This window comes from Pseudomonas sp. ES1, from assembly GCF_050586605.1.
Classification (GTDB): domain Bacteria; phylum Pseudomonadota; class Gammaproteobacteria; order Pseudomonadales; family Pseudomonadaceae; genus Aquipseudomonas; species Aquipseudomonas sichuanensis.
Genome location: NZ_JBOBDM010000042.1, coordinates 44,280 through 55,005, shown reverse-complemented (window position 1 = coordinate 55,005; position 10,726 = coordinate 44,280). Strand labels below are relative to the sequence as shown.

Sequence of the window (10,726 nt, the reverse complement as noted above, 5' to 3'; positions counted from 1 at the left end):
GAAGCCAGCGCTTATCTAGAACTGTGAACCCACCACTTCCTGCGCCACCCCCAGAAACGCCGCCGGCAACCGCGCCTGGCGGCGCTCCTTCAGGCAATACAGGTACTCATGCATCACCGGCGCATCGTCCAGCGCCAGCACCCGCAGCTCGGGGTTATGCGGTACCTCATGGCGGGCAATGATGCTGATGCCGATATTGCGCAACACCGCCTCGCGGATCGACTCACGGCTGCCGATCTCCAGCAGCGCCCCGGCCTTCACCCCGGCGTCCTGCAGCATCTGCTCGGTGAGCTTGCGGGTGGTCGAGCCCTTCTCGCGCATCAACAGGCAATGCCCGGCCACCGCGTCGATCGACACCGCCTGGCGCTGTGCCAAGGGATGGTTGCGGTGTACCGCCAGCACCAGCGGGTCGGTGCCCAGCACCCGGCGCACCAGGCGTGCGTCTTCGAGCAGTTGCGACGAGGCGGCGATATCCACCCGGTAGTCCTCGAGCATTTCCAGCACCTGCTGCGAGTTGCCGATCTCCACCGCCACCTCTACCTGGGGCAGGCGCTCGCGGAAGATCTTCACCAGGTCGAGGATGTAGTACGGCGCGGTGGCGGCGATGCGCAGGCTGCCCTGGGCCTGGCCGCTGTTGCGCAGTTCGAACTCGATGTCGGCTTCCTGTTGCAGCAGCGCCTTGACCATCGGCAGCAGGCGCACGCCCTCCTCGCTCAGCACCAGGCGCCGGCCGCCACGGTAGAACAGCTCGACGTTGTACTGGCTTTCGAGGTTGCGGATCTGCGTGGTCACCGTGGGCTGGCTGAGCCCGAGCTTCTTCGCCGCCAGGGTGATGCTGCCCAGTCGGGCCACCATGTAGAAGGCTTTGAGCTCGGCACTCAGCATCGCGGTAGACCGCAGTTGCAAGCCGCAAGCTGCAAGCTGCAAGAGAAAGTCGGCTCGCGTCGTTTCATGGATCTCGATTCCACCTCGTTCAGCTTGAAGCTTGCCGCTTGAAGCTTGCAGCTGCTACTTACGCAGCAGGCGCAGGCCGTTGAACACCACCAGCAAACTCACGCCCATGTCGGCGAACACTGCCATCCACATGGTGGCCATGCCGGCAAAAGTGATCGCCAGGAATATCGCCTTGATCCCCAGGGCCAGCACGATGTTCTGGGTAAGGATCGCCGCACTTTGGCGCGACAGCCTGACGAACGCCGGGATTTTGCGCAAGTCATCGTCCATCAGCGCCACGTCGGCGGTCTCGATGGCGGTGTCGGTACCGGCGGCAGCCATGGCGAAACCGATCTCGGCGCGGGCCAGGGCCGGCGCGTCGTTGATGCCGTCACCGACCATGCCGACCCGGTGGCCCTCGGCGTACAGGCGCTCGATGGTGGCAAGCTTGTCCGCCGGCAGCAGGTTGCCCTCGGCCCGGTCGATCCCAACCTGGGCAGCGATAGCCTGGGCAGTGTGAGGATTGTCGCCGGTCAGCATGACCGTCTTGATACCGAGTTCATGCAGTTCGGCGATGGCCTGGCGGCTGCTGTCCTTGACCGTGTCGGCCACGGCGAACAGTGCCAGCGGGCCGCTGCGGTCGAGCAGCAGCACCACGGTCTTGCCCTGGCGCTCCAGCTGGTCGAGCTCGGCCTCGAGCTGTGGCGAGCACAGGCCCAGCTCCTCGACCAGGCGATGGTTACCCAAGTGGTAGGTTTCACCGTCGATGTCGCCGCGCACGCCACGGCCAGCCAGGGCGGCGAACTCGGTGACTTCGCTCAGTGCCAGGTCTTGCCCCTTGGCGAAGAGCGCGATGGCGCCGGACACCGGGTGGTCGGAACGCTCGGCGAGGCTTGCCGCCAGCGCCTGGGCGCGGCCTTCGAACAACGGGTCGAGCACCTTGCTGTCGGTTTGCACCGGCTTGCCGTGGGTGATGGTGCCGGTCTTGTCCAGGGCCAGGAAGTCCAGCTTGCGCCCACCCTCCAGGTACACGCCGCCCTTGATCAGGATGCCCTTGCGCGCGGCAGCGGCCAGGCCGCTGACTATGGTCACCGGGGTGGAGATCACCAGGGCGCACGGGCAGGCCACCACCAACAGCACCAGGGCGCGGTATATCCAGTCGAACCAGGCGCCGGCCATGAACAGCGGCGGGATGATCGCCACGGCCAGGGCCACGGCGAACACCACCGGGGTGTAGATGCGCGAGAACTGGTCGACGAAGCGCTGGGTCGGCGCACGGGCGCCCTGGGCCTCTTCGACCGCCTTGATGATGCGCGCCAGGGTCGACTGGCCGGCGCCCGCGGTGACGCGGTACTCCAGCGAACCGGCCTGGTTGATGGTGCCGGCGAACAGCTTGTCGCCCACGCCCTTCTCGACCGGCAGGCTTTCGCCGGTGATCGGTGCCTGATCGACGCTGGATTGCCCACTGACAACCTCGCCGTCCAGGCCGATTCGCTCACCCGGGCGTACCCGCACCAGGGTGCCCAGCGCCACCTCGCGCACCTCGACTTCGCGCCACTGCCCATCAGCCTGCTGCACGGTCGCCATGTCCGGCGCCAGTTGCATCAGGCCACCGATCGCGTTGCGCGCACGGTCCAGCGAGCGGGCCTCGATCAGCTCGGCGACGGTGAACAGCACCATCACCATGGCCGCTTCCGGCCACTGGCCGATCAGCACGGCACCGGTCACGGCGATGCTCATCAGCGCGTTGATGTTGAGGTTGCGGTTCTTCAGGGCGATCCAGCCCTTCTTGTAGGTGCCCAGGCCGCAGCCGAGGATGGCGGCCAGGGCCAATGCTGCGACCACCCACTCTGGGGCAAGGGCGGAGAAATGCACGATTTCAGCGGCGATGGCCGCCACACCCGACAGCGCCAGCGGCCACCAGCGGGTCTTGGCGGCGGGCGCGGCACTGGCCTCGTCTTCACCGCTCAGCGGCTCGGCCTGCATGCCCAGGCTGTCGATGGCGCGCTCGATCTCGGCGGTGCCGTCGAGGGTGTGGCGTACGCCCAGCACGCGGTTGATCAGGTTGAATTCCAGCTGTTCGATGCCGGCCATCTTGCCCAGCTTGTCCTGGATCAGGGTCTGCTCGGTCGGGCAGTCCATGGCCTGGATGCGGAAACGGCTGAGCTGCGCCCCGGCGCTGGCCTTTTCGGTCAGTTGCACCAGGGCCGGCGCGGCACTGGTATCGCAGCAGCTGTGGGCATGGGTGTCGTGGCGATGGCCTTTGTCACCATGCGGGTGGTCATGGGCGTGATCATGGCCGTGGTCATGCTTGTGTTCGGGGCTGACAGGCTGGTTCATGGAATCATCCTTAACTGAGCACTGGCCTCTGCAGTTATCCACAGAGCGGGTTGTTGCCAAGTGAACACCCTGTAGCCACTATAGGGTCAAGCCCTCTGCAGGAGATTTGCCATGAAGATCGGAGAACTGGCCAAGGCCACTGATTGCGCCGTGGAGACCATTCGCTACTACGAGCGCGAGCAACTGCTGCCCGAGCCCGCCCGCACCGATGGCAACTACCGGCTGTACACCCAGGCCCACGTGGAGCGGCTGACGTTCATCCGCAACTGCCGCACCCTGGACATGACCCTCGACGAGATCCGCAGCCTGCTGCGCCTGCGCGACAGCCCGGAAGGCTCGTGCGGCAGCGTCAATGCGCTGATCGACGAGCATATCGAACATGTGCAGGCGAGGATCGATGGGTTGCTGGCGCTGCAGACGCAGCTGGTGGAGCTGAGGCAGCAGTGCAATGCGCAGGGGGCGGAGTGCGCGATCTTGCAGCAGTTGGAGACCAATGGGGCGGTGTCGGTGCCGGAGGTGGAGCATTCGCATGTGGGGCGAAGCCACGGGCATTGAATAGTAACTTAAGCACTGTATATATAGACAGTTCGCCATGGATTGACCTTGACCACATAGTTGCAAATAGCCATCAAAAAGTAGACCCTACCTGTACATAACCGCTCAGTTACCGCCTGCACACTGTCACGGGTACAGAAATGGATATCGCAATTAAGAGCCGTACCAGAAATCAGATTTTCAAATTTGTAGCCGACTTCCAAAATTCTAATCATGACGATTCTACATTCACTCTCGACTACGAGAGTGGTAGATACAGACAAACTGAGCTCGTTGGCCTAATTAGAGATACCGTTCCGTATTTTGCACTTACAGAAGCAGAAATTCTCTCTCTAGAAAAATCAGACTGGAATCGGCAAAGTTTTATTAGGATTTCAGACGCACACCAAAACTCCAAAGGGGACTACGGCGAGCTACTGTTGTTTTTAATTCTCTCTGTATTTTATGACGTCCCGAAATTTGTAACCAAAGCCAGACTTCGATCCACAACGAAAGACCAAATCAAAGGATTTGACTGCGCCCATTTCTCCCTAGACGAAGAAAAAGTTACTCTATGGCTGGGAGAGGCTAAATTCCATAAGAATATATCAACCGCAATTAGCTCTGCACTAAAATCACTTACCGAACACTTGACGGATCCTGAAAAAATCAAGTCAGAGTTGAAACTTCTTGGCGGTGAAATTGAAGTCAACAAGTCCCTGGCCCCAGAAAAATACGAATTACTAAAGAGCTATGTAGCTGGCGGAAAATCTCTAGACAAGGTTGATATCGCAGTACCAGTCCTCATAACCTACGATAGCGCATGCATATTAAAGCATGCCAGTTCAGGTTGCGGCGACATCGACGAGGTAGCGTTTAGAGATGAGCTAACAGCAGAGCTAGATAAAAATTTTGAAACCATTTATGGAAAAAACTGGCCAAGCAAAAAAAATATAAGGATTGTATTTTTTGCAATGCCGCTAGAGTCGGTAAGCGACTTAAAGAACATGATAAACCAAGTCGAAATGGCTATGAAATTCTAGGGAGCGGAAGATGCAGAGCGTCATCAAGTCGGCATTAAGAAAAATAAAATCCAACGCAATAGTTGACAATGAAACTTTAGAGAACGCCCTCATAGCCACCTACCGATTACTAGACTCGGAGAATGAGGCCGACTACAACCTATGTCTGTCTAGCATTTGCCATATAGCCAATACGTCTCCGGAAGAAAAAATGGTACAGCAGTTGCTTCATGACTGCGTAATCAAATCACGCGTTTTCTTGTACAACAACTTAATCTCCGCCAACAGCAAGAACTTTTCGCCACAACATTCATTCCAAGACATTATTCTCCAAAATTACTACACGAGCAGAAATACTAACACCACACTTACCAAGCCACAAAAAAAGTATTTGACACATTCCAGAAAGAACGCCGTTTGATTGTTAGCGCCCCAACTTCTTTTGGAAAGACTCGAATAATCAGAGAAATTATTTCAGCTAACAATTACCGGCGCATTGCCTTGATCATGCCTACGGTATCTTTATTGTCAGAGCAATACCAAGACATCAAAAATAATATAAACGGATTTTTGGTTAGCAAATCGTCGAAAATCAAAATCGACGAGAATGAAAAATATATTTTAGTACTGACCCCTGAGCGAATGAGCTCCTTCCTGGATGAGAACCCAGATTTTAAAGTAGATTTTTTTGTGATGGACGAAATCTATAAAACCGACTTCAAGCTTGAAGATGATCGTTACAAAGTTTTTTCCGACATCCTATATAGGCTTTCGAAGCAAAGCACACACTTTTACCTGATCGGCCCTTACATATCAGATTTCAGCCTGAAATTTCGAGAGCGATTCAAAGCAAAATTCATCAGATTCGACTTAGAGATCGTACAAAAAGACTACTACGAACTAGACAATATAAAAAACACTGGATTACTGTCCATTGAAAACACTCCCATCAGAGTGGTACAAGACAGGTATAAGAATTTTTCAAGAATAATTTCACAACCAAGCATCGATGGGAAGTTTTTAGTTTATCGATACCGTAAGCAGTACGTCGAAGATACTGCAAAGAAACTCGCGGACTCGAAACCATACAAGGATCACAACCAAGAACTCACAGATTACCTAGCCAATTCAATATCGCCAAAGTGGGACCTTATTGATTGTTTGAAGAAAGGTGTAGGTTTCCATCACGGAGGTATGCCTAGACACATCCAAGACTTAATAGTGGATGAGTTTAACAATAACTCTTCTCAAAGCATCAATTACTTATTCTGTACAACATCACTCACCGAAGGCATCAACTCAGCCGCGAAGAATGTCGTAATTTATGATAAAAAAATGGGGACTGGCGACCCGCTTGGAACCCTAGATAGGAAAAATATAGAAGGACGCGCAGGTCGATTCATGCAGCATTTCATTGGTCGAATATTCTATCTGGAGACCGATGAAACCGAAGATGAACCATCTGTTGTTGAAATTGAGTATTTAGACAAAGCGGCTCCGGATATTGAAACCTTACTTCAGCTTGACAGAATCGATATACCACTCGAAAAAAATCATTTGCATGACGAATTCATCAAAAAGCTAGAACGCATGTCTATACCTGACAGCCTACTGCGCTCAAATAGATTTGTATCTGTCGAAGGACAAATTAGGCTAATACACCACCTGAGAAATTCTCGTAAAGAATACTCAATAGAAGACCAATACATCAAAAAAGAAGTTCAAACGGAGATACTTTCCACTATCTTCGATTTCCTTTTCAACGAAAAGGACAAAGGAAAAAGCTTTAACAACGAAATCGGAAAATCAATACTAATCCAGCTAACGAACTACTACACCTACCACAAACCATCATTCAAGCTGATGCTGAACTCTGACACTGTAAAAAAACAACGAACAAGTGAAAACGCCAGAATTCGCTTCGTATTCGATTTATACACGAAATACTTTGAATTTACCTGGCCAAAATATATAAAGGCATTCGAAAGTATTTACAATTTTACAGCCATTGAAAAGGGCAATGCACCCATTCATTTAGACATGTTAGTCGCGCAGCTTGAATATGGCACAACAAAACCTCACGAGATAATCCTGAGGGATACGGGGCTGCCAAATGAAATCATTGGGAAAATTTCAAGTTTTTATAAAAACTGCAAGACTTTTGAAGACGTACAGCGTGTAACTCAAGAGCAGAAATCGAAAATAACGAAAGACATTCACTCTATCGAAATTAAAGTCATAGAGAAATATTTATAAGCTTGATAAAGGTGATACCCATTTAGATATCACCTTTAAAGGTCTACACAGCCATCGGCGCCGTCATCGGCGCATGGTGCTCGTACCCTTCCAGCCAGAAATCACTCGGCTCGATCTTCTCCAGCCACTCCGGCTCGTACTTGCCGGTCTCGGCAAACGCCGGCACGCGGTCACTGATCACCAGCTTCGGCGCCGCCAGCGGCTCGCGCTTCATCTGCTCGTTGAGCATGTCCAGGTGGTTCTCGTACACATGGGCATCGCCGATGAAGTAGGTGAACCAGCGCGGGGTGTAGCCGGTCAGGCGGCCGAACAGCGACAGCAGCGCGGCGCCTTCGGTGAGGTTGAACGGCGTGCCCAGGCCCAGGTCGTTGGAGCGGATGTAGAGGGTCAGGGAGATTTCCTTGGTCTCGACATTCGGGTGGAACTGGTACAGCAGGTGGCACGGCGGCAGGGCCATCTCGTCGAGCTGGGCGCAGTTCCAGCCGTGGAACAGGATGCGGCGGCTGCCCGGGTCGTTGGCGATGGTGTCCAGGCACTGGCGCACCTGGTCGATGGCCTTGTACAGGATGACGAACGCCTGGCCGTCTTCCTCGTCCTGGGCGATCTGGCGGAAACCGGCCTTCTCAGCCATGGCGATGGCGGCCGGGTTGCTCAGCGCGATGCGCTTGTAGCCCGGCCACTGGCGCCATTGCACACCGTAGATTTCGCCAAGGTCGTCATGGCCCAGGCGGAACGGGTTGGCCAGCCACTGGGCGTTTTCGTTGGCGTTCTGGTCCCAGACCTTGCAGCCCAGTTCGCGGAACTCGCCGGCGTTCTTCACGCCACGCAGAAAGCCCACCATCTCGCCGATCGCCGACTTGAATGCCAGCTTGCGCGTGGTGATGGCCGGGAAGCCTTTTTGCAGGTCGAAACGCAGCATGGCGCCCGGCAGGCTGATGGTGCGGGTGCCGGTGCGGTTTTCCTGCAGCGTGCCGTTGTCGATGACGTCACGGACCAGATCTAGATACTGTTTCATCGCTTACCTGTAACAAGAACGGCAGGGGGATCGCCCCTGCCGTGGGAATCAGACGGCGGCCTTGGCCGTAGGTTTACGGTTGTAGGCCCACCAGATCAGGAAGATGCCGCCGACGATCATCGGCACGCAGAGCAACTGACCCATGGTCAGCCAGCCAAAGGCAATGTAGCCCAGCTGGGCATCCGGCACCCGCACGAATTCCACGATGAAGCGGAAGATGCCGTAGAACAGCGCGAACATGCCGGAAACGGCCATGGTCGGGCGCGGCTTGCGCGAGTAGAGCCAGAGGATGACGAATAATGCCACACCTTCCAGGGCGAACTGGTACAGCTGCGACGGGTGACGCGGCAGTTGCGCCGGGTCGCTGAACGGCGGGAAGACCATGGCCCACGGCACGTCGGTGGCCTTGCCCCACAGTTCGGCGTTGATGAAGTTGCCGATGCGCCCGGCGCCCAGGCCGATCGGCACCAGCGGTGCGACGAAGTCCATCAGCTCGAAGAACGACTTGTTGTTGCGCTTGCCGAACCACAGCGCCGCCAGCATCACGCCGATGAAGCCGCCGTGGAACGACATGCCGCCCTTCCACACTTCGAAGATCAGCGTTGGGTTGGCCAGGTACTGGTGCAGGTCGTAGAACAGCACGTAGCCCAGGCGCCCACCGACGATCACCCCCATCGACAGCCAGAACACCAGGTCGGACAGCTTCTCGCGGGACCAGGTGGGGTCAAAACGGTTGAGCCGGCGCGAGGCCAGCAGCCAGGCGCCGCCGATGCCGATCAGGTACATCAGGCCGTACCAGTGGATTTTCAGGGGCCCGAGGGCCACGGCCACGGGATCTATCTGCGGGTAAGGCAGCATGGATTTTCCTCTTGGTTCAAATCAGAAAACTTAAGCCGACGCAGAACAGCAGCGCGGCGAACAGGCGCTTGAGCAGGCGCGGCGACAGCCTGTGCGCCAGGCGCGCGCCAAAGCGGGCAAAGAACATGCTGGTCACGGCGATGCCGACCAGCGCCGGCAAATACACATAACCCACACTGTGGGCCGGCAGGTGCTCCTCGTGCCAACCAAGCCACATGAAGCTCAGGGCACTGGCCAGGGCGATCGGCAGGCCGCAGGCCGACGAGGTGGCCACGGCCTTCTGCATGGGCAGGCTGCGCCAGGTCAGGAACGGCACGGTCAGCGAGCCACCGCCGATGCCGAAGATCGCCGAGGCCCAGCCGATCACGCCGCCGGCGCCGATCAGCCCAGGCTTGCCAGGGATGCCACGGCTGGCCTTGGGCTTGAGGTCCAGGGCCATCTGCGCGGCGATCACCAGGGCGAACACGCCGATGATCTTCTGCAACATCGGGCCCTGGATCAGCGAGGCGGTCTTGGCCCCCACCAGCGCACCGAGCAGGATGCCCACGGCCATCCAGGTGAAGATCGGCCACTGCACCGCGCCTTTGCGCTGGTGCTCGAGCACGGCATTGATCGAGGTGAAGACGATGGTGGCCAGCGAGGTACCAACCGCCAGGTGGGTGAGGACCGCAGGGTCGAAGCCCTGCAAGGTGAAGCTGAACACCAGCACCGGCACGATGATGATGCCGCCCCCCACGCCGAACAGCCCGGCCAGCACGCCGGCGCAGGCACCCAACAGCAGATAGAGTACGAATTCCATTCGTGGCCCCTGTGGAAAACAATCCGGCATGGTAACGGAAGCCAAGCCCGGCGCTCTAGTGAAGTCTGTGTCAGGTGATGGATCAGCTCCCCCGGCGCGGGTAGAGTGGCCGAAAACACAGGGGACAACCTATGTGCCTGATCGTATTCGCCTGGCGGCCGGGTAGCGCCCGGCCGCTGATCGTCGCGGCCAACCGTGACGAGTTCCATGCCCGCCCGACCCAGGCCCTGGCGGCCTGGGCGGATGCACCGGGGGTGTACGCCGGGCGCGACCTGGAGGCCGGCGGCACCTGGCTTGGCGTAGGGCCGCAGGGGCGCTTCGCCGCGCTGACCAATATCCGCGACCCGCGCCAGGCGCTGGGGCCACGCTCGCGGGGCGAGCTGGTGGCGGCGTTTCTGCAGGGCGAACTGGGGGTAGAGGCGTATCTGGATCAGGTCGCCAGCCGCAGCGGACAGTACTCCGGGTTCAACCTGCTGGTCGGGGATGCCGGGCAGCTGGGCTACCTGCATGCCCGGGAGGCGGCGCCGCGCTTGCTGGCGCCGGGGGTCTACGGGCTGTCGAACGCCGGGCTGGACACCCCGTGGCCCAAGCTGGTCAAGGCGCGCAGCGGCCTTCAGCAGTTGCTCGAATCAGCTGAACCGGAACAACTGATGAGTTTGCTGGCCGACGGTGAGCCGGCCGCGGACAGCGAACTGCCGGAAACCGGCGTGGGGCTGGCCACCGAGCGGCTGCTGTCGAGCGTGTTCATCGCCAGCCAGAACTACGGGACGCGGGCGAGTACGGTGCTGATTGTGGATGACCAGGGGCGGCGGCGCATGGTGGAGCGCAGTTTCGGGCCGTTTGGGGGGCATCTGGGGGAGGTTGAAGTGCTGGTCTGATGGTTTTGATCGCCTGTGCGGGCCTCTTCGCGGGTAAACCCGCTCCCACAGGGACCGCACAAACTTCAAATGTTGCGCTGTACCTGTGGGA

9 protein-coding genes and 1 pseudogene are annotated in these 10,726 nt (G+C 57.6%); 5 read left to right on the top strand and 5 right to left on the bottom strand.

Annotation, left to right across the window (positions count from 1 at the left end; translation table 11 throughout):
- Window positions 1–15: 15 nt before the first annotated feature.
- Together ACQ4N9_RS17900 and ACQ4N9_RS17895 are read right to left on the bottom strand one after the other, a co-directional pair.
- Window positions 16–885: a LysR family transcriptional regulator gene (locus ACQ4N9_RS17900; protein WP_125465959.1), complete on the bottom strand. Its 870-nt coding sequence runs from the start codon at window positions 883–885 to the stop codon at window positions 16–18.
- 123 nt (window positions 886–1,008) lie between these two features.
- Window positions 1,009–3,273, bottom strand: coding sequence for a heavy metal translocating P-type ATPase (locus ACQ4N9_RS17895; RefSeq protein ID WP_390968156.1), 2,265 nt, complete (start codon window positions 3,271–3,273; stop codon window positions 1,009–1,011).
- 111 nt (window positions 3,274–3,384) lie between these two features.
- On the opposite strand from ACQ4N9_RS17895, the gene cadR reads away from it, so the two are divergent.
- The 4 genes and pseudogenes from cadR to ACQ4N9_RS17875 all read left to right on the top strand — a co-directional run bounded on the left by cadR (window position 3,385) and on the right by ACQ4N9_RS17875 (window position 7,085).
- Complete coding sequence (gene cadR / locus ACQ4N9_RS17890; RefSeq protein ID WP_390968155.1) at window positions 3,385–3,828, top strand: cadmium resistance transcriptional regulator CadR; 444 nt, start codon at window positions 3,385–3,387, stop codon at window positions 3,826–3,828.
- Between the two features lie 140 nt (window positions 3,829–3,968).
- Window positions 3,969–4,850, top strand: coding sequence for a HamA C-terminal domain-containing protein (locus ACQ4N9_RS17885; protein WP_390968154.1), 882 nt, complete (start codon window positions 3,969–3,971; stop codon window positions 4,848–4,850).
- Window positions 4,851–5,213: 363 nt separating this feature from the next.
- Window positions 5,214–5,582, top strand: a pseudogene (locus ACQ4N9_RS17880) (DEAD/DEAH box helicase); the annotation flags it as partial.
- 201 nt (window positions 5,583–5,783) lie between these two features.
- Window positions 5,784–7,085 (top strand): helicase-related protein, encoded by a 1,302-nt coding sequence (locus tag ACQ4N9_RS17875; protein WP_390968239.1) that lies wholly within the window; start codon window positions 5,784–5,786, stop codon window positions 7,083–7,085.
- Between the two features lie 43 nt (window positions 7,086–7,128).
- On the opposite strand, the gene ACQ4N9_RS17870 is transcribed toward ACQ4N9_RS17875, so the two are convergent.
- From ACQ4N9_RS17870 to ACQ4N9_RS17860, 3 genes are read right to left on the bottom strand one after another with little or no spacing between them, the layout of a single operon-like run.
- A complete protein-coding gene (locus ACQ4N9_RS17870) occupies window positions 7,129–8,100 on the bottom strand; it encodes a thymidylate synthase (protein ID WP_110992117.1) in 972 nt (323 codons plus the stop codon).
- A 48-nt stretch (window positions 8,101–8,148) separates the two neighbouring features.
- Window positions 8,149–8,958 (bottom strand): prolipoprotein diacylglyceryl transferase, encoded by an 810-nt coding sequence (gene lgt / locus ACQ4N9_RS17865; RefSeq protein ID WP_110992116.1) that lies wholly within the window; start codon window positions 8,956–8,958, stop codon window positions 8,149–8,151.
- A gap of 16 nt (window positions 8,959–8,974) precedes the next feature.
- Window positions 8,975–9,757, bottom strand: a complete 783-nt coding sequence (locus ACQ4N9_RS17860; protein WP_322359611.1) for a sulfite exporter TauE/SafE family protein — start codon at window positions 9,755–9,757, stop codon at window positions 8,975–8,977.
- Window positions 9,758–9,888: 131 nt separating this feature from the next.
- Between ACQ4N9_RS17860 and ACQ4N9_RS17855 the strand changes: the two genes are divergently transcribed.
- Window positions 9,889–10,635 carry an NRDE family protein gene (locus tag ACQ4N9_RS17855; protein WP_390968153.1) on the top strand — a complete coding sequence of 249 codons (747 nt, stop codon included), beginning with the start codon at window positions 9,889–9,891 and terminating at the stop codon, window positions 10,633–10,635.
- Window positions 10,636–10,726: the final 91 nt, after the last annotated feature.